This is a genomic window from Parasedimentitalea denitrificans (assembly GCF_011813015.1).
Taxonomy (GTDB): domain Bacteria; phylum Pseudomonadota; class Alphaproteobacteria; order Rhodobacterales; family Rhodobacteraceae; genus Parasedimentitalea; species Parasedimentitalea denitrificans.
This window is the reverse complement of sequence record NZ_QHLQ01000001.1, coordinates 1-21,314: the sequence shown is the minus strand read 5'-3', so window position 1 is coordinate 21,314 and position 21,314 is coordinate 1. Positions and strand designations below refer to the sequence as shown.

The 21,314-nt window shown below is 53.9% G+C and carries 20 protein-coding genes and 1 tRNA gene; 17 read left to right on the top strand and 4 right to left on the bottom strand.

From position 1 onward, the window contains the following. Positions 1-56: 56 nt before the first annotated feature. From DL239_RS00105 to preA, 5 genes are all read left to right on the top strand, one after another. A complete protein-coding gene (locus DL239_RS00105) occupies positions 57-512 on the top strand; it encodes an Lrp/AsnC family transcriptional regulator (protein ID WP_167681006.1) in 456 nt (151 codons plus the stop codon). 203 nt (positions 513-715) lie between these two features. Then, positions 716-1,210, top strand: coding sequence for an HU family DNA-binding protein (locus tag DL239_RS21580; RefSeq protein WP_240931633.1), 495 nt, complete (start codon positions 716-718; stop codon positions 1,208-1,210). 19 nt (positions 1,211-1,229) lie between these two features. After that, positions 1,230-1,305, top strand: a tRNA-Val gene (locus DL239_RS00095). Positions 1,306-1,795: 490 nt separating this feature from the next. Continuing rightward, complete coding sequence (locus DL239_RS00090; protein ID WP_167681004.1) at positions 1,796-3,130, top strand: NAD(P)-dependent oxidoreductase; 1,335 nt, start codon at positions 1,796-1,798, stop codon at positions 3,128-3,130. Between the two features lie 55 nt (positions 3,131-3,185). After that, complete coding sequence (gene preA, locus DL239_RS00085) at positions 3,186-4,490, top strand: NAD-dependent dihydropyrimidine dehydrogenase subunit PreA (protein ID WP_167681002.1); 1,305 nt, start codon at positions 3,186-3,188, stop codon at positions 4,488-4,490. An 83-nt stretch (positions 4,491-4,573) separates the two neighbouring features. On the opposite strand, the gene DL239_RS00080 is transcribed toward preA, so the two are convergent. Further along, positions 4,574-5,188: a TetR family transcriptional regulator C-terminal domain-containing protein gene (locus DL239_RS00080; protein ID WP_167681000.1), complete on the bottom strand. Its 615-nt coding sequence runs from the start codon at positions 5,186-5,188 to the stop codon at positions 4,574-4,576. A gap of 228 nt (positions 5,189-5,416) precedes the next feature. Here DL239_RS00080 and DL239_RS00075 point away from each other — a divergent pair, with 228 nt between their 5' ends. The 9 genes from DL239_RS00075 to DL239_RS21875 all read left to right on the top strand — a co-directional run bounded on the left by DL239_RS00075 (position 5,417) and on the right by DL239_RS21875 (position 14,102). Then, a complete protein-coding gene (locus DL239_RS00075) occupies positions 5,417-6,667 on the top strand; it encodes a Zn-dependent hydrolase (RefSeq protein ID WP_167680998.1) in 1,251 nt (416 codons plus the stop codon). Positions 6,668-6,675: 8 nt separating this feature from the next. After that, positions 6,676-7,077, top strand: a complete 402-nt coding sequence (locus DL239_RS00070; protein ID WP_167680996.1) for a hypothetical protein — start codon at positions 6,676-6,678, stop codon at positions 7,075-7,077. A 19-nt stretch (positions 7,078-7,096) separates the two neighbouring features. Continuing rightward, positions 7,097-8,551 carry a dihydropyrimidinase gene (gene hydA, locus DL239_RS00065; RefSeq protein ID WP_167680994.1) on the top strand — a complete coding sequence of 485 codons (1,455 nt, stop codon included), beginning with the start codon at positions 7,097-7,099 and terminating at the stop codon, positions 8,549-8,551. 57 nt (positions 8,552-8,608) lie between these two features. Beyond that, a complete protein-coding gene (locus DL239_RS00060) occupies positions 8,609-9,418 on the top strand; it encodes an ABC transporter ATP-binding protein (RefSeq protein WP_167680992.1) in 810 nt (269 codons plus the stop codon). Next, complete coding sequence (locus DL239_RS00055; protein WP_206188290.1) at positions 9,411-9,869, top strand: GNAT family N-acetyltransferase; 459 nt, start codon at positions 9,411-9,413, stop codon at positions 9,867-9,869. The genes DL239_RS00060 and DL239_RS00055 overlap by 8 nt, the downstream gene beginning before the upstream one ends. After that, a complete protein-coding gene (locus tag DL239_RS00050; protein ID WP_167680990.1) occupies positions 9,866-10,795 on the top strand; it encodes an ABC transporter permease in 930 nt (309 codons plus the stop codon). Before DL239_RS00055 ends, DL239_RS00050 begins: the two co-directional genes overlap by 4 nt. Next, complete coding sequence (locus DL239_RS00045; RefSeq protein ID WP_167680988.1) at positions 10,792-11,637, top strand: ABC transporter permease; 846 nt, start codon at positions 10,792-10,794, stop codon at positions 11,635-11,637. Before DL239_RS00050 ends, DL239_RS00045 begins: the two co-directional genes overlap by 4 nt. A gap of 192 nt (positions 11,638-11,829) precedes the next feature. Then, positions 11,830-12,813 (top strand): ABC transporter substrate-binding protein, encoded by a 984-nt coding sequence (locus DL239_RS00040; RefSeq protein ID WP_167680986.1) that lies wholly within the window; start codon positions 11,830-11,832, stop codon positions 12,811-12,813. Positions 12,814-13,001: 188 nt separating this feature from the next. Beyond that, complete coding sequence (locus tag DL239_RS21875; RefSeq protein ID WP_369410513.1) at positions 13,002-14,102, top strand: 4Fe-4S binding protein; 1,101 nt, start codon at positions 13,002-13,004, stop codon at positions 14,100-14,102. A 15-nt stretch (positions 14,103-14,117) separates the two neighbouring features. Here the strand turns inward: DL239_RS21875 and DL239_RS00030 are convergent, their stop codons facing one another. From DL239_RS00030 to acs, 3 genes are all read right to left on the bottom strand, one after another. Beyond that, a complete protein-coding gene (locus tag DL239_RS00030) occupies positions 14,118-14,618 on the bottom strand; it encodes a flavin reductase family protein (protein WP_167680982.1) in 501 nt (166 codons plus the stop codon). A 112-nt stretch (positions 14,619-14,730) separates the two neighbouring features. Further along, entirely contained in the window at positions 14,731-15,414 is a 684-nt protein-coding gene (locus DL239_RS00025) for an adenylate kinase (RefSeq protein ID WP_167680980.1), read from the bottom strand. Positions 15,415-15,424: 10 nt separating this feature from the next. Continuing rightward, positions 15,425-17,383, bottom strand: a complete 1,959-nt coding sequence (gene acs / locus DL239_RS00020) for an acetate--CoA ligase (RefSeq protein ID WP_167680978.1) — start codon at positions 17,381-17,383, stop codon at positions 15,425-15,427. A gap of 497 nt (positions 17,384-17,880) precedes the next feature. Between acs and DL239_RS00015 the strand changes: the two genes are divergently transcribed. From DL239_RS00015 to DL239_RS00005, 3 genes are all read left to right on the top strand, one after another. Continuing rightward, entirely contained in the window at positions 17,881-18,891 is a 1,011-nt protein-coding gene (locus DL239_RS00015) for a C4-dicarboxylate TRAP transporter substrate-binding protein (RefSeq protein ID WP_167680976.1), read from the top strand. Positions 18,892-18,968: 77 nt separating this feature from the next. Further along, entirely contained in the window at positions 18,969-19,616 is a 648-nt protein-coding gene (locus tag DL239_RS00010; protein ID WP_167680974.1) for a TRAP transporter small permease subunit, read from the top strand. Positions 19,617-19,627: 11 nt separating this feature from the next. Continuing rightward, the gene (locus DL239_RS00005; protein ID WP_167680971.1) at positions 19,628-21,031 is read left to right on the top strand and encodes a TRAP transporter large permease; all 1,404 of its coding nucleotides are present in this window, start codon (positions 19,628-19,630) and stop codon (positions 21,029-21,031) included. The last annotated feature ends 283 nt before the right edge of the window (positions 21,032-21,314 follow it).

The window sequence follows — 21,314 nt, the reverse complement described above, 5'->3', positions numbered from 1 at the left end:
TTTTCCCAAAGTTTGAAGGTTTCCTCTAATTATGCTCCGAAAATTAGGAAATACCCATGGATCCTATCGACAAAAAGATCGTCAAAGAGCTTCAGCTCAATGCGCGACAGAAAATGGCTAGCCTAAGCGAGAAGGTTGGACTATCGCCAACGCCCTGCGCCCGCCGGGTCGCAATGTTGGAAGAGGCGGGGGTGATCACAGGGTATTCTGCGCAGGTTGATCAGGCCAAGATTGGATTTCCTGTGACGATCTTTGTGACAGTGGAATTGGAGCGGCAGGCTAGCGATGCAATCGGTGCCTTTGAGCGGGCCGTGCGTCAGTTCGATGAGGTGATGGAATGCCATTTGATGACTGGAAGCCGGGATATTTTACTTCGAGTGATCTCTCGTGATCTGGTCAGTTTTGATGATTTCTTGGAGCGCCGTTTAATGCGCGTGCCGGGTATTCGGTCGACGCGTTCTAGTTTCACGCTTCGTACAATGATCCAGCGTAATACCTTGCCGCTAGAGTAAGCCGATGCCGTAACTGACATCGGCGACGGACATGTAATGTTACCTCATTTTATGTCTAGGTGCACATATGTACGTATTTTGGCAACATTGTAGCGTTAATAAGTCTTAACGCGGCCGTTATTGGGCTGTTTTGAGCGTGGAACTGGAAACTTAGAGTCATCAGTCGTAGTTTTAGAAAACACATGCAAACCACGGGGTAAACCATGGCAACGAGCACCACAAAGCGCAGCAGTACAGGCAAAACATCCGCTGCCAAAACGACAACTCGAAAGGCGGCGACGTCTATCAAACCTAAGGTAAAGACGAAAGCCGCAGCTAAAGCGGCATCCGCCTCAAAGGTGGCGCCCGCAAAGGCCGCTAAGGCTCCGGAACCCGTTGTTGTTGTGCCTAACGAAGTGTCAGCAGAGCTACCAATGCGTAAGAAAGAACTTATTGATCTGGTTGTTGAGCGGTCCGGGATCAAAAAGAAGGACGCAAAGCCTGTTGTTGAAGCGATGCTGGCCGTGCTGGGGGAAACCATCGGAGGAGGCCGTGAGTTGAATATGCAGCCTCTGGGTAAGTTGCGTATCAACCGCAGTGTTGAGCGTAGCAATGGCCGGATTATTGTCTGCAAATTCCGACAGAGCACAGCAACTTCGGAAAACACAGACGTAGCGGAAAAAAATGCTATTCCCCCCCTTGCAGAGGGCGAGGTCTGAGGGTAATACCCGGCCTCACGGGTCGTTAGCTCAGTTGGTAGAGCGCTTCGTTTACACCGAAGATGTCGGGAGTTCGAGCCTCTCACGACCCACCATTTTTCCTACAAGTTCAGGTGCCTCAGGACCGTCGACGCAATGTTGATTTGGCGGGCTGTCCGACTGCGAACCGTTCACTTGCCGCAACTTGATAGGCGCATTGTGCCATGAGGCCGGATGGTGGATTCTTCATCCACTGTTGCTGAATGCGTCACCCCATTTTGATGCCAAGTCAGGAGCGGATTTCGACCTTCATGCTGCACATTTTGGCTGCACTGAGGGCAAAGCAGAGACCGTTTTGACGGCCTGTTGGGTAAGGTAATAGATCCACAATCTTCCCAGGAGTTGCCACGTCGCAGACCGAAAGCTAGTTGCTACCGATTTTTGGGAAAGGTCGATTTGAAGTTTAGTGTCATAAATACAAAGTCTTATGACGGATGCTTTTGAGTGGACTCCAAGAAAATAGACTTTTCAAAATTTTACCAGTTGATAAAAAAATGAAATGTGGCACTCTGGATGTAACAAGAACACATCTCAGGGAGACACCCAATGGCGAGTAGCCATCAGGCATCCGGTATCCAAGCTGGGCGATTGCCCAGCCAGGAGATTGCCGATAATTTCGGTGACTTGCATCCTGCGTATGATGCGCATGAGGCAGCTGTGGCAGCGGATCGTTGCTACTTCTGCTATGACGCGCCTTGCATGACAGCATGTCCAACCAGCATCGATATTCCACAGTTTATTCGGGAAATCCAAACGGGTAATCCGGAGGCCGCAGCACGCAGTATTCTGAAACAGAATATTCTGGGTGGAATGTGTGCCAGGGTGTGCCCGACTGAGACCCTGTGTGAAGAAGTCTGTGTGCGTGAGACCGCTGAAGGTAAGCCGGTCGAGATTGGCCGCCTTCAGCGCTATGCAACTGACACGCTGATGGCCAAGGAAGGGCATCCCTTTAGTCGGGCCGCCAGTACTGGCAAGCGAGTGGCGGTTGTTGGCGCTGGTCCCGCAGGGCTGTCGGCAGCGCATCGCTTGGCTATGCTGGGGAATGATGTGGTCATTCACGAGCGCAAGAGTAAGTCTGGTGGTTTGAATGAATTTGGCATCGCCAGTTACAAAAGCACTGATAACTTTGCCGCACGAGAAGTCGAATGGCTGATGCAGATCGGTGGAATTAGCGTATCCCATGGTCAAGGGTTGGGCAAAGGTCTGACGCTGGACAGCCTGAAAGCCGATTATGACGCGGTATTCCTGTCAATTGGTTTGGCCGGGGTTAATGCCCTGAGGGCCCCCGGTGAGGACAAGGATGGCTCGATTGATGCGGTGGATTTCATTGCCGAGCTACGGCAGGCAGATGATCTGTCTAAGATGGCCGTTGGACGCAATGTTGTAGTGATTGGTGGTGGTATGACTGCCGTTGACGCTGCGGTGCAGTCCAAGCTTCTGGGGGCGGAGAACGTCACCATTGCATACCGTCGTGGGCAAGATGCCATGGGCGCTAGCCGTTTTGAGCAGGATTTGGCGACCTCGAAAGGGGTCAAGCTGATGTTCAACGTGATGCCTGTTGCGGTTCACGGTGATGGGGCAGCCAGCGAAATTGAGCTGGAGTATACCGAGGTTGATGATGGCAAGGTGTCGGGGACGGGCGAAACCGTTAGACTGGCGGCGGAACAAGTGTTCAAGGCCATTGGTCAAACCCTCGAAGGTCAGCCAGAGGGGCTGACGCTGGAAGGTCGCAAGATCAAGGTTGATGATGCAGGCCGGACTTCGGTTGCCGGTGTTTGGGCTGGTGGCGACTGTGCTTCGGGTGGCGAAGACCTGACCGTGACAGCTGTGGCCGAAGGCCGAGACGCAGCAATCGACATTCATGCGAGCCTGGTGGGCTAAGCCAGTAGTGGGGCCGTCGCATCGGCCCCAAGCTAGCAATTCAAGGAGCAGACAGATGGCTGATCTGACAACAGAATTTTTAGGGATCAAATCCCCGAACCCGTTTTGGCTGGCTTCGGCGCCGCCGACGGACAAAGAATACAACGTACGCCGCGCCTTTGAGGCCGGATGGGGTGGTGTGGTTTGGAAAACCCTTGGTGAGGCCGGTCCGCCTGTAGTCAACGTCAATGGCCCGCGGTATGGCGCGATCTGGGGGGCTGACCGTCGCCTGTTGGGATTGAACAATATCGAGCTGATCACCGATCGCCCGCTTGAGGTGAACCTGGAAGAGATCACGCGGGTCAAAAAGGACTACCCGGATCACGCGATTATTGTATCCTTGATGGTGCCCTGTGAAGAGCAGGCTTGGAAAGATATCCTGCCAAAAGTTGAAGCCACAGGAGCGGATGGAATCGAGCTGAACTTTGGCTGCCCCCATGGCATGGCTGAGCGCGGAATGGGGTCGGCTGTAGGTCAGGTTCCTGAATATATTCAGATGGTTACGGAGTGGTGCAAAAAGTACTATTCTAAGCCGGTGATTGTGAAGCTGACGCCTAATATTACCGATATTCGCCAGCCTGCGCGTGCCGCCAAAAACGGTGGTGCCGATGCAGTCAGCCTGATCAACACGATCAACTCGATTGTTTCAGTAGATCTGGATATCATGGCGCCCAATCCGACCATTGGCGACAAGGGGACGCACGGTGGGTATTGTGGTCCGGCAGTGAAACCTATTGCCATGAACATGGTGGCTGAAATCGCCCGTGATCCTGAAACCCATGGTCTCCCCATTTCTGCCATCGGTGGAGTCACCACTTGGCGTGATGCGGCTGAGTTCATTTCGTTGGGTGCTGGCAACGTGCAGGTTTGCACTGCCGCGATGACCTATGGGTTCAAAGTTGTCGAAGAGATGATCTCTGGGCTGTCCCAGTGGATGGATGAAAAAGGACATGCTTCGATCGCGGATTTCATAGGCCAGGCGGTGCCGAACGTTACCGATTGGCAGTATTTGAACCTGAACTATGTCGCCAAAGCGGTAATCAATCAGGATGACTGCATAAGCTGTGGTCGTTGCTTTGCTGCCTGTGAAGATACTTCGCATCAGGCGATTGAGATGTCAGAAGACCGTGTGTTCACGGTCAAGAATGACGAATGTGTTGCCTGTAATCTCTGTGTGAATGTCTGTCCGGTTGAAAACTGTATCACCATGGAACAGGTGATGCCCGGTCAATTGGACGAGCGTACTGGCGAAGTGGTGTCGGAAGATTATGCCAATTGGACCACGCACCCTAACAATCCGTCGGCAACAGCAGCCGAGTAATAGGGCGTCTGCCTGCGGCGCGAGTATTTTAGGCAAAAAGAAGCAAGGGCGGCTCAATTGGGCCGCCCTTGTTGCATTCTGGATCAGGTGCGCGGTGTCAGCATTCGCCGGTAGAGCGTTTCAAGATAGTCGGGGGCTGCGTCATAGGGGTCTTCGTCGCCCATAAGGGTACGGACCTGAACGTCGAAATCGGCATAATGCTGGGTCAGAGACCAGATTGAAAATAGCAGGTGCTTTGGGTGGGTGCGGTTGATGCGGCCTGCTGTCATCCAGTTTTCCAGTAGGGCGGATTTTTCTTCGACTAGGGCCTTTAGATCAGTGGCGATTGTGTCACCCAAGCGCGGCGCGCCCTGGACAATTTCGTTGGCGTAGAGGCGGCTTTCGCGGGGAAAATCACGGCTCATCTGTAGCTTGCGCTGCACATAAGCCAGGATCTCGTCCAGCGGCTCACCATCTGGGTCAAGAGCGCGCAGCGGATCCAGCCAAGTGTCTAGCAGCGCTTCCATCAGCTCGGCGAAAATTGCCTCTTTCGAGGGGAAATAATACAGCAGGTTGGGTTTGCTGAGACCCGCTTGGGTGGCGATCTGGTCTACCGTGGTGCCGCGAAAACCATGGGTCGAGAACATCTCGAGCGCGGCCTCAAGGATGGCAGCGCGATTCTTTTTCTGAATTCGGGTCGGGCTTGGCGCTTTACTCATCGACGTGTCTTTGATCCTGACTTGGGGTGTGGCCTGTTGATGCCTGATATTTCAACATTTTCCCATATTTTTCGTGGTTTTTGAGCTTGTTGCTCTGCAATTTCTTGACTGGTGCCTGACCCGTGATAGCGTGAGTTTTACCAGTTGGTCAAATCATAGTCGTAACAGGCTTCGGGACCATCAAATGAATATCGCCCTAAGGCGGACAGACGGGGAAGGATCACAACCATGGCTGCGCTTGGTCAAAATCTAACAATCAACAGCGAGCGGCTGTGGGACAGCCTGATGGAGATGGCCAAAATCGGCCCCGGTGTGGCTGGCGGCAACAATCGCCAGACACTGACAGATGAAGACGGCGAGGGGCGGGCCCTGTTCCAAAGCTGGTGTGAAGCCGCAGGTTGTACCATGGGGCTGGATCAGATGGGCAATATGTTTGCCCGCCGAGAAGGCAGTGATCCGGACGCTCTGCCGGTCTATGTTGGGTCTCATCTGGATACCCAGCCGACGGGTGGAAAATATGACGGTGTTTTGGGCGTTCTGGGCGGTCTAGAGATTCTTCGATCGCTTAATGATATGAATATAAAGACAAAACACCCCATTGTGGTGACTAATTTCACCAACGAAGAAGGCACGCGATATGCGCCGGCGATGCTGTCGTCGGGGGTGTTTGCGGGTATTCACACGCAGGATTGGGCCTATGATCGCGAAGATGCCGAAGGCAAGAAGTTTGGCGATGAACTGAGCCGCATTGGCTGGCGTGGAGAAGAAGAGGTCGGCGCGCGCAAAATGCATGCATTCTTTGAGTTGCACATCGAGCAAGGGCCTATTCTGGAAGCAGATGAAAAGGACATTGGCGTTGTCACTCACGGCCAAGGCCTCAGCTGGACCCAAGTGACAGTGACCGGTAAGGATGCCCATACTGGATCGACTCCGATGCCAATGCGACGCAATGCTGGCCTAGCAATGGCGCGGATGCTGGAAGCGGTGGATGAGATCGCCTGGCGAAATGCACCTCATGCTGTGGGCGCTGCTGGTCACATAGATGTTTACCCCAACTCACGCAATGTGATCCCGGGAAGAGTTGTCTTTACCGTCGATTTCCGTAGTCCCGAGCTGGAGGTGATCGAGGATATGGAGTTGAACTTCCGTGAGCAGGCTCAGGATATTGCCGATGCAATGGGCGTAAGCGTCGAGTTCGAGAAAGTTGGCGGATTTGACCCGGTGGCCTTTGACGAGGGCTGTGTCACAGCGGTGCGCAATGCCGCGGATCGGTTGGGATATTCGCATATCGACCTGATATCTGGCGCCGGGCATGATGCCTGTTGGATCAATCGGGTAGCGCCAACTGCGATGGTGATGTGCCCTTGTGTTGACGGGCTGAGCCATAACGAAGCCGAAGAGATCAGCCCGGATTGGGCGGCTGCCGGGGCGAATGTGTTGTTCCACGCGGTGGTAGAGACGGCGGAAATAGTGGAGTGAACTTCGCGATGGCTGCTCATGAGGGGGCTAAACAAACTGTGAAATACTATTTGTCGTGGTGTGCGGCAGGTATTGCGTTTGTGCTGCCTTTCTTTGTTGCATGGGAGCATCTTGGAATAGTGGTTGTAGTCGCAATCATGTTGTATGCTGTATCGTCCATTCTGGGGCGGACATTGTTTTACTATGGATTACTAGCTGCTGTAATTCTTGCATTGATTGTTGGGCTGGGAGTTTTGCCTTTCGCGAACTATGTGCTGCCCAAAACTCTTATTCGCTATGCAGTTGAGTCTAATGCGAGTGTGATGTTGTGGACACCTTGGCTGGTTCTTGTGTCACTGGTTGGGGGCACTTTCGGATTTCAAGCCGGCCGGGAACATCAAATCCGACAAGGAAAATTCAAAGGGAAATAGTAAGTTGAGGAACGAACCTATGACTAAAGTCATCAAGAACGGCACTATCGTCACGGCTGACCTCACCTACAAGGCGGATGTCCTGATTGAGAACGGGGTGATTGCCCAGATCGGACCCAATCTGAAAGGTGACGAGGAGTTGGATGCCACCGGCTGTTATGTGATGCCGGGGGGGATTGACCCGCATACGCACCTTGAGATGCCGTTCATGGGCACCTACAGCTCGGATGATTTTGAAAGCGGCACGCGGGCTGGTCTGGCTGGCGGAACCACTATGGTGGTGGACTTTGCCCTGCCTAGCCCGGGCGAGAGCCTGTTGGATGCGCTGAAACGCTGGGACAATAAATCGACCCGCGCCAACTGTGACTATTCCTTCCACATGGCGGTGACCTGGTGGGGCGAGCAGGTGTTTGACGACATTAAAACCGTCATTCAGGAACGTGGCATCAACACCTTCAAGCATTTCATGGCCTACAAAGGCGCATTGATGGTGAATGATGATGAGTTGTATTCGTCATTCCAACGTTTGGCCGAGCTTGGTGGCATTGCCATGGTACACGCCGAGAACGGCGATGTGGTGGCAGAACTGTCTGCTAAGCTATTGGCAGCCGGTAATAATGGTCCTGAGGCCCATGCCTATTCCCGTCCACCGCAGGTGGAAGGTGAGGCCACCAATCGGGCGATCATGATTGCCGATATGGCTGGTGTACCGCTCTATGTGGTTCACACATCGTGCGAGGACAGCCATGAGGCCATTCGTCGTGCCCGGATGCAGGGCAAGCGGGTTTGGGGTGAGCCACTGATCCAGCACCTGACGCTGGATGAGAGCGAGTATTTCAATCCAGATTGGGACCATGCGGCACGTCGCGTGATGTCACCGCCATTCCGGAACAAGCAGCATCAGGATAGCCTGTGGGCAGGTCTGCAATCTGGGTCGTTGTCGGTGGTGGCAACCGATCACTGTGCCTTTACCACCGAGCAGAAACGAAATGGCATTGGCGACTTTACACAAATCCCCAATGGTACTGGCGGGCTGGAAGATCGGATGCCGATGCTGTGGACACATGGCGTGGCTACGGGTCGTCTGACGCCTAATGAGTTTGTCGCCGTGACCTCGACCAACATCGCCAAGATCCTGAATTGCTATCCCAAGAAGGGCGCGGTTCTGGTTGGGGCGGATGCTGATCTGGTGGTCTGGGATCCTGAGAAAAGCAAGACTATTCAGGCCTCTACCCAGCAAAGTGCAATCGACTATAATGTGTTTGAGGGGCATGAGGTCAAAGGCCTGCCACGCTTTACCCTGACACGTGGCCATGTGGCGGTTCATGATGGTGAGATCCGCTGCCAAGAAGGACACGGCAAGTTTGTATCGCGCGAGGCAAATACCACGGTCAACAAGGCGTTGAGCTCTTGGAAAGAGCTGACCGCGCCACGACCAGTGGAGCGGTCGGGTATTCCGGCAACCGGCGTTTAATCAGCGGAGGACCGCCGTTATAGGCGGTCCAGTACCCTGTGTTATCAAGGCAATAGAATGAATATTGAAACGACCACCCAGGCTGATGTTACCAAGGCCGTCGTCGAAGCCCGCAATTTGGATCTGGTGTTTCCAACAAGTGACGGCTCGGTGCAGGCGCTGAAAGATGTGAACCTGACCATCAACAAGGGTGACTTTGTCAGCTTTATCGGACCATCGGGCTGCGGCAAGACCACGTTCCTGCGGGTTATGGCTGCGCTAGAACAGCCCACAGGTGGTGAAATCACCGTCAATGGCATGACCCCGGACGAGGCCCGTCGACAGCGCGCATATGGCTATGTGTTTCAGGCTTCGGGTCTGTATCCTTGGCGTAACATTGCGCGTAACATCAAGCTGCCGCTTGAGATCATGGGCTATTCCAAGGCAGAGCAAGAAAAGCGCGTTAACGAAGTGTTAGAACTTGTTGAATTGTCAGGTTTTGGTGGGAAGTACCCTTGGCAGTTGTCAGGTGGGATGCAGCAGCGCGCTAGCATTGCGCGGGCGCTGGCCTTTGACGCCGACATTTTGCTGATGGATGAACCCTTTGGCGCGCTTGATGAAATTGTGCGCGATCACCTGAACGAACAGCTACTCAAGCTCTGGGCGCGTACTAACAAGACTATTGGCTTTGTTACCCACTCGATCCCAGAGGCGGTGTATCTGTCGACCAAGATTGTGGTGATGAGCCCGCGACCCGGACGGATTACCGACGTCATCGAAAGCCCGCTGCCAAGTGAGCGGCCGTTGGATATCCGCGACAGTCCTGAGTTTATCGAAGTGGCCCATCGGGTACGCGAAGGTCTGCGTGCGGGGCATTCAGATGACTGAGGTGCGTCGGGCGGAACCGCGTGATGTGCCGGGCATGGCAAGTATCGTGAACAGTTGGATTGATGATACCGAATGGATGAAGCGGGACCTGCCAGCTGAAGAGATCGGGAATTCGCTGAGAAATGGTTTGTCACAACGCGAGATCTGGGTGGCTGGTGATCCGGTCCAAGGCTACCTGTCGCTGGACGTGGAAAAGGCACATATCTGGGGCTTTTATTGTGCAGAGACGGGTGCTGGAATTGGCAAGAAACTGCTGGATCAGGCCAAGGCTGGTCGGGATTTCCTGTCGCTGAACACTCATGTGCCTAACAAGCGTGCCCAGCAGTTTTACCTGCGCGAAGGTTTTAAACCCGTGGGTGAATTGGATGAAGGGAAGCCGAGCACTTTAGTTTCGCTTGAGGGGCGCGAGGCAACGGGTATTCGTGAGCTTAGGATGGAGTGGCATTCATGAAAACCTTGATAGCCGTCCTTACCGTTTTGTCTGTTATTATCGCTTTCTGGTATGCGGCCTGTTTGCCAATGAATATCAAAGGTGTCCTGACTGAAGCCGAACGCGCTGGTGCTGAAGTCACCCCAGTCGGTGCAAAGGAGCGCCGTGATTTGGGGGAGATCGGACTAGTACTGGGCAACAGCTTTGCTGTTCCTGCCACATGGGCGCAGGACCGACCACGTTTGCCGGCCCCTCATCAGGTGGCGCAAGAGCTGTGGAAGACCACCGGCGCTATGGTTCTGAAGGGTAAGATGATGTCTAAACGCAGCCTGTTTTATCATGGCTGGGTGACATTGAGTGCTACCTTGCTAGGGTTTGCCATTGGCACCGGTTTGGGCATTCTGCTAGCGGTTGGCATCGTGCATTCCAAAGTTATGGAAATGTCGGTGATGCCCTGGGCCATTGTCAGTCAGACCATTCCAATCATCGCGCTGGCGCCGATGATCATCGTGGTGCTGTATTCAATTGGGGTGCAGGGGATTATCCCCAAGGCGGTGATCTCGGCCTATCTCAGCTTTTTTCCTGTTGTGGTTGGTATGGTAAAAGGTCTGCGCAGTCCGGATGGGATGCAGCTGGACCTGTTGCGGACCTATAATGCCAGCACCAATCAGGGTTTCTGGAAGTTGCGACTGCCAGCGTCTATGCCCTACCTGTTTGCCTCGCTGAAGATTGGTATCGCTGCATCGTTGGTGGGTGCCATCGTGGGTGAATTGCCAACGGGAGCGGTGGCCGGATTAGGGGCGCGTCTTTTGGGCGGCAGCTATTACGGTCAAACCGTGCAGATTTGGTCGGCGCTGTTTGCTGCTGCAATCCTGGCAGCCTGTTTGGTGGCTCTGCTGGGGCTGATCGAGCGGATGGTTCTAAGACGGATGGGGATGGGTGCATGATTATGGTTATCCTTGCTGTTCTCGTCTGGTGCGGTGGTTGGTGGTTAAACAGCCGCCTAGCCAATGGATCAAGATCCTCAACTCGTGAAGTGCAGCTGTTGGTCCCCACTATTTTTGGCCTGACACTGCTACTGGTTTGGCAATTGCTGGTGCGCGGGCTTGACGTTCCGCTCGTAATCCTGCCAGCGCCAACCGATATCGGTGCAGCCTTTGGCGCCAATCTGTCCAAACTGTGGGAGGACTTTCTGCAGACCTTCGTCAAAGGTGCGCTAAGTGGCTATGTGATTGGTTGCTCTGCTGCGTTCCTGATGGCGATCGTGATGGACCGCAGTGACTTTCTACGCCGAGGCTTGCTTCCCGTGGGCAATTTTGTCGCTGCCCTGCCAATTGTTGGCACTGCGCCAATCTTGGTAATGTGGTTTGGCTTTGATTGGCATTCAAAGGCGGCTGTTGTGGTTGTGATGGTGTTCTTTCCGGTTCTGGTGAACACGGTTGCTGGCCTGCGGGAAACCAGTGCCATGCAGCGAGATCTGATGCAGACCTATGCTGCCAGCTATTGGCAGAGCTTTTTCAAACTGCGTCTTCCTGCGGCGCTGCCGTTTATCTTCAACGGTTTGAAGATCTCGACCACACTCGCCTTGGTTGGTGCCATTGTGGCCGAATTCTTTGGCTCACCTACTGTTGGCATGGGGTTTCGGATTTCCACCAGTGTTGGGCAATTGGCGTTGGATATGGTCTGGGCTGAAATTGTGGTGGCGGCGCTGGCTGGGTCGATGTTCTACGGCGCTGTTGCGCTGATTGAGAAATCATTGACCTTCTGGCACCCGTCACAACGTCGTTGAAAATTGAGATACTGCAGCGCCTTGGAGGAGGGGCGTTGTAGAACCGGTTGAGCGCTCCGGGGTCGTTTTATGGCCGTAGGTGCTTAAAACTCGGGCAGGGCACTAGGCGCTTTGCTGAGGGGATAAGAAAAACTTTGAACGGATGGTCAAATTCTTGCAAGCTTTGACCATAACCACAGGGAGAGAATACCAATGAAACACATTTTGACAGCTGCTGCTGTAGCACTGGGTGCTGCTGGCACCGCTCAGGCCGCCGACGAGGTTCGCCTTCAGTTGCAATGGGTGACACAGGCACAATTCGCTGGCTATTACGTGGCGCTCGACAAGGGGTTTTATAGCGAAGAAGATCTGGACGTGACCATCCTGCCAGGTGGTCCGGACATCGCCCCACCACAGGTCTTGGCTGGCGGCGGTGCAGACGTGATGCTGAACTGGATGCCTTCGGCCCTAGCGGCGCGTGAAAAGGGCCTGCCAGTGGTTAACATCGCCCAGCCATTCAAAACCTCGGGCCTGATGCTGACCTGCTGGAAAGACACCGGCATCACCAGCCCGGCTGATTTCAAGGGCAAGACCATCGGCGTGTGGTTCTATGGCAATGAATACCCGTTCCTGAGTTGGATGAGCAAAGAGGGTATCAGCACCGATGGCGGTGACGATGGCGTGACTGTTCTAAAGCAGGGCTTTAACGTTGACCCACTGCTGCAGCGTCAGGCTGATTGTATTTCGACCATGACCTATAATGAATATGGTCAGGTTTTGGATGCGGGCGTCTCCGAGGACGAACTGGTGACCTTCAAGTACGAAGATCAGGGCGTTGCTACGCTGGAAGATGGTATTTACGCACTGGAAGCCAACCTTGAAGATCCTGCATTCCAGGCCAAGATGGTTCGCTTTGTTCGTGCGTCCATGAAGGGATGGAAATACGCTGAAGCCAATCCGGGTGAAGCTGCAGAAATTGTACTGGACAATGACGCATCAGGCGCACAGACCGAGGCACATCAGCAGCGGATGATGGCGGAAATTGCCAAGCTAACCGCCGGTAGCAATGGTACTTTGGATCCAGCTGATTTCGAACGCACTGTTTCTACTTTGCTGGGTGGTGGTTCCGATCCTGTAATTACCAAGATGCCCGAAGGTGCCTGGACACATGTGATTACGGATGCCGCGCTGAAGTAAGAACAGCCGACCCTGAAAGTTGAATGCAAAATACATGAATCGCCCATGGCTGTAATGGTCATGGGTTTTTTTTGAAAATCAATGCAGGTTTACGTGATGCGAACAGCCTTGAATTGAAACTATTGAGAACTAATTCCCGTAAAGGTGTAACTGGTTTGTTTGATTAATGTTCAACGAACCAGACACGCATGGAGGGGGTTAGGATGTCCAGTTGGCCCAGAACTTGTCTATGTTTATGCCGCAGTGATGAAGCGGTAGGTGGGTGTCTTCATTCGCGTTGTGAAACCCGTCAGAGGAGTGGCTTATCTGGGGCAAGCCACATGGCAGCTGTTGACGCTGAATTCCCAATTCTAGGGCTTTGCAAACGTGCACTACAGTGGCGATTGCGGGCAAGGAAAGCGCAGTTTCTTATTATACATGACCGAGCGGGATATCGAGAGGTTTGCAAAGCAAAAGAGCGCTTGGGAAATGTTTGGGCGCAGGCGGTGGATGTCTGTTCGTTAGACCGTTTTGGGCATGTGGACCTGCTTCTTGCTTTGTCGATGGGATTTGACCATGTGGTGATTCAGAGAGTAACCACCCCTAACACAGCTGCGACACAGGCTCAGGAAATTGAGTTGGCGCAGGCGATGGGGGCTAATGAACGCTTGGTACTCTATTCCTCTGCCAAGGATCTTTGCAAAGCTTTGGCTATGGCGCCGAAAACCCCTGGCCGTTGGCGAACGCCACCACCTGCCATTAGTTCGAGTCGGCAGGGCACAGCGCGGGCCTGTGCTTGCGTATTGTTGCCAGATGACAGTGAACCAATCCCATTGCCGTCGGATGCGCCATACGGAGCGGTGCAGTTGAATGCTTCGGCCTGTAGCATGTGTGAAAATTGTGTATGGTTGTGCCCCACAGATGCGCTGTCTGTTAGTGACCACACGAGCGAGCTGTTATTTGTAGAAAGCAACTGTATTCAATGTGGTATGTGCAAGTCGATATGCCCGGAAGACGCGCTGCGCCTTGAGCCCAGGATGATGCCGTCACCAATTTCTGATGGGCAGAGATCGCTGCACCAGACCGCACACGCGTACTGCATATCCTGTGGTGAACCGTTTACGACCAGCCCAGTTATGGATCGCCTTTTGTCGCGGCTATTGAGCAACGACACGGTTTTATCCGAGGAAGGAAGAAACCAGAAGGTCCAAAAATGTAGCACCTGCCGTGTTCGAGAAATTCGACGGCTTCGTGAAAAACGGCTGGTGGAAGTTGGGTTATCGCATCTGGAGCCACGGCGATGCCGATAGAAATTTGGATAGCTTTTAGGGCTGTTCCAGAAATCCGCCGTAAAGGCCGTGCTTAAAGATCAAACCTTTGCCAGGACGGGTGGTAACTTCCTGAACTGCGCCAATGACGATTGAGTGGTCACCACCGGGATGGCGGGCGAAGTGTTGGCAATCAAAGCGGGCGATGCAGCCGGGTAGGCTTGGGCTGCCTGTAGCGGTGAGTTGCCAATCTACGGTGTCAAATTCTTCGCCTTTAAGGGCGAAATGTCGGGCAAGTTCCAGCTGGTTCTCGGCAACAACATGTACTGAAAACGCGTCTGCATTGACAAAGGCATCATGGCGAAGTGAGCTTTTTGCCGGGCACCACAGCAGCAATGCAGGGTCGATCGAAACCGATGTAAAGCTATTGGCAGTAATTGCCAAAGGCCCCCGGCTGGTCATCGTGGTGACAATTGTCACCCCTGTACCAAAACATCCTAGTGCTTTGCGAAAGGCACGAGACGTTTCTGGTCCGGGAATAAAACTTTGTTCGGACATGTGTCGCGCCCTCTGGTGATCTCAGCCGTCGAACTGACACGAGGTCGAGGTTTTGTCCACAAGAATGCGCAGAATGCTTTGTGGGCCCCAGAAATACTGGGGCCTCACGTGTTTAGCTCGTCGCTTGATCAACCAAAGTTGCCATATTAGCGGCGATGGTATCGATTTCGCCCATTGCATCTATCGATTTCAATACGCCCTTGTCGCCGTAGTAGGCAATCAGTGGCGCAGTTTGCGCGTGATAGGCTTCAAGCCGAGCGCCTACTGTCTCGGCATTGTCATCCGCGCGGCGCTTCATATCGGTAGAGCCACATTTGTCGCAGACACCATCCTTGACTGGGGGCTTGAAACTGTCGTGAAAACCTTCACCACAACCGCCACAGGTGAAACGGCCTGAAATGCGTTTGACCATCGCAGCGTCGTCGACATCAAGGCTGATAGCTGTGTTTATCTGCTGTCTGGATTCGGCAAGTAAGTCGTCCAGTGCTTGCGCCTGTACCGTGGTTCGCGGGAAACCATCCAAAATGACCCCGTTGGCGCAATCCGCGGCAGATAGGCGATCCCTGAGAATGTCGATGACGATTTGATCGCTGACCAGTTCACCCGCTTCCATTACGGCCTTCGCGGCCTTACCAGCTTTGGTTCCGGCGGCGACCGCGGCGCGCAGCAGGTCACCAGTTGAAAGTTGGACAAGGCCGAACCGTTCTTCCAGCATTCGAGCCTGCGTGCCCTTGCCGGCCCCGGGTGGGCCCAGCAGTATCAAGACCGCTGGGCTGATCGTTGTTCCCATATCCATGCCCATCCTCCTAGCTTCCTGCCCGATTGGCGATCAGGTCATCTACAACCGAAGGATCGGCCAGTGTCGAGGTGTCGCCGAGGCTTCCAAAATCATTTTCGGCGATTTTACGCAGGATACGGCGCATGATTTTGCCAGAGCGGGTTTTGGGCAGGCCAGGGGCCCACTGGATTACATCAGGGCTGGCGATTGGGCCAATTTCGGTACGGACCCAAGTGCGCAGTTCTTTCAGCAGCTCGTCACTGGGTTCGGCATTGTTCATCAGGGTGACGTAGCAATAGATGCCCTGTCCCTTGATGTCATGCGGATAACCAACCACCGCAGCTTCGGCGACGGCAACATGGGCGACCAGCGCACTTTCGACTTCGGCAGTTCCCATACGGTGACCGGATACATTGATCACGTCATCAACACGGCCAGTGATCCAGTAGTCGCCATCTGCATCGCGTTTACAGCCATCACCGGTGAAGTAGTAGCCTTTGTAGTCAGCGAAATAGGTCTTCTGGAACCGCTCGTGATCGCCCCACACGGTGCGCATCTGACCGGGCCAGCTGTCTTTGATGCACAATACGCCCTCGACATCATTGCCTTCGATCTCGACACCTGAGGTGGGATCCAGAACAACCGGTTCGATGCCAAAGAAAGGTTTCATTGCAGATCCGGGCTTCATCGCGTGAGCACCCGGTAGGGGCGTCATCAGATGGCCGCCAGTTTCGGTCTGCCACCAGGTGTCAACGATCGGGCAGCGACCGCCGCCAACAACGTCGTTATACCAGCTCCAGGCCTCGGGGTTGATGGGCTCGCCCACGGTTCCCAGAGTGCGCAGGCTGGACAGGTCACATTTTTCGACCCACTCGTTGCCTTGGCCCATCAGCGCCCGCAGCGCAGTCGGGGCGGTATAGAATTGATTGACCTTGTGCTTTTCGCAAACTTGCCAGAACCGGCTGGCGTCGGGATAGGTAGGTACACCTTCGAACATCAGTGTGGTGGCACCATTGGCCAGCGGGCCATAGACGATATAGCTGTGACCTGTGACCCAACCTACATCAGCCGTGCACCAGTAGATGTCGCCATCGTGGTAATCAAAGGTGATCTCGTGCGTCATCGCCGCATAGACTAGGTAGCCACCAGTGGTGTGCACAACGCCTTTGGGCTGACCGGTCGAGCCAGAGGTGTAGAGAATGAACAGTGGGTCTTCGGCATTCATTTCTGCCGGTTCAAAGCTGTCTGAGGCTTCGGCTGCCAAGGCGTTGTAGTCGAAATCGCGGCCGTCAATCCAAGTGGTCTGACCACCGGTGCGTTTGACTACCAAACATTTCACGTCTTCCTTGCAATGCAACAGCGCCGCATCGGCATTGGATTTCAGCGGTGTCTGGCGGCCACCACGTGGGGCGTGGTCGGCAGTGATGACAACTTTGGCTTCACAGCCGTTGACACGGGCGGCCAGCGCATCGGGGCTGAAACCGGCAAAAACGATAGAATGGATGGCGCCGATGCGGGCACACGCCAGCATGGCATAGGCCGCCTCGGGAATCATTGGCATGTAGATGATCACGCGATCACCTTTGCTGACCCCCATAGAGGCCAGAACATTGGCCATCCGGCAAACCGAGCCATGAAGTTGGGAGTAGCTAATGTGCTGGGCAGCTTCCTCGGGGTTGTCCGGCTCAAAAATGATGGCGGCCTGATCGCCACGGGTTTGAAGGTGGCGGTCAATGCAGTTGGCGCTGACGTTCAATGAGCCGTCGGCGTACCAATTGATCGAAACCTCGCCGAAATTGTAATTGACGTCCTTTACCTGAGTAAAGGGTTTGATCCAATCGACGCGCTTGCCTTGCTCGGCCCAGAATGCATTTGGATCAGCGACAGACGCGGCATACATCTGATCGTATTTCGCGGCATCCACGTGCGCACGGGCAATGGTTTCAGCCGTCGGCGGATAGACGGGGTTTTCGTTATGCGTGGTCATCTTGGGTCCCTCCCTCAAAATGTTCTTAGCTTGTCACACCTCAGCCTAAGGGTGGGTCTGTCAAACCGTTTTTCTTCCTCGGCGACGATCATAGAGCAGGTTGAAAATATGTGAATAAGCTACGGGAAAATATCAACTTGCTTGTAAATGGTTTTCCGAGAATTTTAAAAATCTGTAAATTTAGATGGATGTAATGGTTGTATGGCGTTGAGTAACTTGTGTTTTTTTGTTTACGAGTCTTGTGAATGCCTGTGTGGGTCACGTTTTGCCAGACCAATATTGCCATCCGTTCAATTAGGTGTCGGGGCGGGTTTGGGTTGTGGGTGAAAGAAATGGGCAAGAACAACGCTTTGTTTGTATGCCAGCAAACCGATTTTCATCCGGACGTATATTGTCAAGGCTATGTTATGGTCAAGCAGGGCTTGGCAGGCGTAGATCTTATCGCTAGTTTGCCCGCTAAGTGCCTCGTTTCAAGGGTGCAAATAGGGAGAAGAATTATGACTAAGATGCTGAAAACGGCCCTTATGGCCACAGCGGGTTTTGCCATTGTTTCGGAAGCAGCAGCGACCGAATGGAACGTTTCTGTTTGGGGTAAGCGCCGCGCGTTCACCGAGCACGTCGAGCGACTGGCAGAGCTAGTCAGTGAAAAGACCAACGGCGAATTTACACTGAACATTTCTTATGGCGGTTTGTCGAAGAACAAAGAGAACCTGGATGGCATTTCCATCGGTGCGTTTGAAATGGCGCAGTTCTGTGCTGGTTATCACCGCGACAAAAACCCGACCATTACTGTTCTTGAACTGCCATTCCTGGGTGTGAATACACTGGCCGAGGAAGTTGCCGTCAGCCACGCTGTTTATGCGCACCCTGCTGTTCAGGCGGATCTGGCGCGCTGGAATGCCAAGCTGCTGATGACTTCGCCTATGCCACAGTACAACATCGTTGGCACCGGCGAGCCTCGTGATGAGCTGGCTGAGTTCAAAGACATGCGTGTTCGCGCGACTGGCGGTATCGGCAAAGCATTCTCGTCTGTTGGTGCTGTGCCAACTTCGGTAACTGCAACCGAAGCCTATAATGCAATGGAATCCGGTGTTGTTGACACTGTTGCCTTTGCTCAGCACGCGCACCTCGCCTTTGGCACCATCAACCGCGCTGAGTGGTGGACTGCCAACCTGAACCCAGGCACTGTGAACTGCCCAGTTGTTGTGAATACCGATGCCTATGACATGCTAAGCGACAGCGAGCGTGAAGCGCTGGACAGCTCGGTTGGTGAGGCAATTGATCACTATCTGGCAAACTACGGCGCTCTGCTGTCCAAGTGGGACGATGTGCTGGTTGAAAAGGGCGTGACCAAGGTTGAGATTTCCGAATCTGAATTGGCTGAGTTCCGCAAAGTTGCTGCCGATCCGATCCGTGAGGCCTGGATTGCTGATATGACGGCTCAGGGCATTCCGGCTCAAGAGCTGTATGACCTGGTGATGGACACCTTGGCTGATCAGCGCAAGTAAGCTGATCAAACCTGATCAGGGCCGGGCATCATTGCCCGGCCCTTTGACTTTTAAAGACAATAACAAGGATCAGATCCATGGCGAGTAGTGCTGCGGTTTTGGAAGACGGAAGTCTGCTCAGCCGACTAGACGGCCAGTTGCTTCGATTGGAGCAGCTATTGGCGCTGGTCAGCGGATTGGCGGTATTTTCACTGATGGTGTTGGCTGTTGTTTCGGTTGGCGGGCGTAACACCGTGAACGCGCCTCTGCCCGGCTACGTCGATTGGATTGAACAGGTGATGCCACTGATTGCATTTATGGGGATTTCCTATGTGCAACGCGATGGCGGCCATATCCGTATGGATATCTTGATCGGGTCCTTGCGAGGGCGGGCTTTGTGGCTGTTCGAGCTGATTTCTGTACTCATTATTTTGCTACTGATGATGGCGCTGGTTTATGGAAGCTGGTCACACTTTGACCGCTCCTTTGACTTTGCCGCCCCTTTGTGGAGCCGCGATAGCTCGATCGATATCAGCCTGCCAATCTGGCCTGCCAAATTGCTGGTACCTGTGGCGTTTTCTGTGCTGTGCCTACGACTGGTGTTGCAAGCCTGGGGCTATGGAAGGGCCATGATTTTAGGGCTGAAACACCCAGTTGCCGTGCCGCTTATCCAAAGTGCAGCAGCCCAAGCCGCTGCAGAAGCAGAACAACTAAGCGAAGCCGGTAACGGCGCGCAAAAAGACTAAAGGGCAAGATCATGGAACCTATTGATATTGGCCTTTGGGTCACTGGCTTTATGCTGGTTATGGTGGTGGCTGGAATGCGGGTTGCCTTTGCTGCCGCATCGGCTGGCCTGATCGGTCTAATTTGGATTTTCTGGGCAAAGTTCGGCTATGCGCCAGACAAATTCACCAAGGCGTTGACTGTTTCTATCAAAGTCGCGGGGCAGGTGCCTCACTCAAAGGTCTCGTCTCAGGCGCTCAGCCTAATTCCGACCTTCATCTTGATTGGGTACTTGGCCTATTACGCCGGTCTGACCAAGGCGCTGTTTGAGGCTGCCAAACGTTGGATCGCCTGGTTGCCAGGGGGGCTGGCCGTATCAACCGTTTTTGCCACTGCTGGTTTTGCGGCTGTGTCTGGCGCTTCGGTTGCGACGTCGGCTGTTTTTGCTCGCATTGCCATCCCGGAAATGCTGGCGATTGGTTATAACAAGCAGTTCGCGGCCGGGGTCGTTGCCGCTGCGGGAACACTGGCATCCTTGATCCCTCCGTCGGCCATTCTGGTAATCTACGCGATCATCGTAGAGCAGGACGTGGGCAAGCTGTTGCTAGCGGGGTTCATTCCCGGTGCTTTCAGTGCAATTGTCTATGTGACGTTGATTGTTGGCATTGCGGTGTTCTTCAAGAACGTCGGCCCGCCGGTGACTGGGTTCACTTGGCGCCAGCGTTTTGAAGCCCTGCCAGCCGCCTTGCCGATTATCTTTGTTGTCGTGATCATCATCTGCTTTGTCTACAACCCTTTCGGAGACGAGGCTTGGGGGACACCGACTGAGGGCGGCGCTCTGGGGGCCTTTGTGGTGTTCTGCATGGCCATCTATAACGGCATGAAGTGGGAGCAGTTAAAATCCGCGCTGCTGGAAACAGCCAAACTGACTGTGATGATCTTCACCATCATCTGGGGCGTGTTGATTTATGTGCGTTTCCTTGGTTTCGCTGATCTGCCGGGCGCGTTCTCCGACTGGATTACCTCGCTAGAGATGTCGCCGATGCTGATCCTGGTCTGCATCCTGCTGGCCTATGCGGTGCTGGGTATGTTCATGGATGCCATTGGCATGCTTCTATTGACCCTACCTGTGGTCTACCCGGCAGTGATGGCACTGAATGGCGGTGAAAGCGTTGCTGCAGCCGACAGTGCCTTTGGCATGAGTGGTACCATGTGCGCGATTTGGTTTGGTATCTTGGTGGTGAAAATGGCTGAGTTCTGTCTGATTACACCACCGATTGGCCTGAACTGCTTTGTGGTGGCTGGGGTGCGTGATGACCTTACGGTTCAGGATGTGTTCCGTGGTGTGATGCCCTTCTTCATTGCAGATGGTGTAACCATCGCCCTGCTGGTGGCATTTCCGAGTATTGTTTTGTACCTGCCGTCACTAGCGGGTTAAGAAACTTGGCGCCGGGGTGGAACCGCTATGTGGTTTTACCCCGGCTACAGTTGTGCTAAAAACGCACAGTTCACGGGATGTGAACACCGGTCGCAGCCTACCCGGTTCTAAAACATGGATCTAAAAATGAAGACACTCGTAATCTGCTCTGGTGAACTCGACTCTGTTTCAATTGGCCATAAGGCAGCCGAGCGGCTTTGTTGCACAAATCGGTTGATGGGATTCACTGTATGAATCCAGCGTGATAGTTGGGGTTCATGAGCAGGTGGACACCGACGACTTA

Excerpts from the sequence above, each read along its gene's own strand:
- preA (WP_167681002.1), top strand. The coding sequence starts at position 3,186 with ATGGCTGATCTGACAACAGAATTTTTAGGGATCAAATCCCCGAACCCG.
- DL239_RS00045 (WP_167680988.1), top strand. The coding sequence starts at position 10,792 with ATGATTATGGTTATCCTTGCTGTTCTCGTCTGGTGCGGTGGTTGGTGG.
- DL239_RS00090 (WP_167681004.1), top strand. The coding sequence starts at position 1,796 with ATGGCGAGTAGCCATCAGGCATCCGGTATCCAAGCTGGGCGATTGCCC.
- DL239_RS21580 (WP_240931633.1), top strand. The coding sequence starts at position 716 with ATGGCAACGAGCACCACAAAGCGCAGCAGTACAGGCAAAACATCCGCT.
- DL239_RS00040 (WP_167680986.1), top strand. The coding sequence starts at position 11,830 with ATGAAACACATTTTGACAGCTGCTGCTGTAGCACTGGGTGCTGCTGGC.
- DL239_RS00050 (WP_167680990.1), top strand. The coding sequence starts at position 9,866 with ATGAAAACCTTGATAGCCGTCCTTACCGTTTTGTCTGTTATTATCGCT.
- DL239_RS00025 (WP_167680980.1), bottom strand. The coding sequence starts at position 15,414 with ATGGATATGGGAACAACGATCAGCCCAGCGGTCTTGATACTGCTGGGC.
- DL239_RS00030 (WP_167680982.1), bottom strand. The coding sequence starts at position 14,618 with ATGTCCGAACAAAGTTTTATTCCCGGACCAGAAACGTCTCGTGCCTTT.
- DL239_RS00080 (WP_167681000.1), bottom strand. The coding sequence starts at position 5,188 with ATGAGTAAAGCGCCAAGCCCGACCCGAATTCAGAAAAAGAATCGCGCT.
- DL239_RS00075 (WP_167680998.1), top strand. The coding sequence starts at position 5,417 with ATGGCTGCGCTTGGTCAAAATCTAACAATCAACAGCGAGCGGCTGTGG.
- DL239_RS00070 (WP_167680996.1), top strand. The coding sequence starts at position 6,676 with ATGGCTGCTCATGAGGGGGCTAAACAAACTGTGAAATACTATTTGTCG.
- acs (WP_167680978.1), bottom strand. The coding sequence starts at position 17,383 with ATGACCACGCATAACGAAAACCCCGTCTATCCGCCGACGGCTGAAACC.
- DL239_RS00060 (WP_167680992.1), top strand. The coding sequence starts at position 8,609 with ATGAATATTGAAACGACCACCCAGGCTGATGTTACCAAGGCCGTCGTC.
- hydA (WP_167680994.1), top strand. The coding sequence starts at position 7,097 with ATGACTAAAGTCATCAAGAACGGCACTATCGTCACGGCTGACCTCACC.
- DL239_RS00015 (WP_167680976.1), top strand. The coding sequence starts at position 17,881 with ATGACTAAGATGCTGAAAACGGCCCTTATGGCCACAGCGGGTTTTGCC.
- DL239_RS00105 (WP_167681006.1), top strand. The coding sequence starts at position 57 with ATGGATCCTATCGACAAAAAGATCGTCAAAGAGCTTCAGCTCAATGCG.
- DL239_RS00005 (WP_167680971.1), top strand. The coding sequence starts at position 19,628 with ATGGAACCTATTGATATTGGCCTTTGGGTCACTGGCTTTATGCTGGTT.
- DL239_RS21875 (WP_369410513.1), top strand. The coding sequence starts at position 13,002 with ATGGAGGGGGTTAGGATGTCCAGTTGGCCCAGAACTTGTCTATGTTTA.
- DL239_RS00010 (WP_167680974.1), top strand. The coding sequence starts at position 18,969 with ATGGCGAGTAGTGCTGCGGTTTTGGAAGACGGAAGTCTGCTCAGCCGA.
- DL239_RS00055 (WP_206188290.1), top strand. The coding sequence starts at position 9,411 with ATGACTGAGGTGCGTCGGGCGGAACCGCGTGATGTGCCGGGCATGGCA.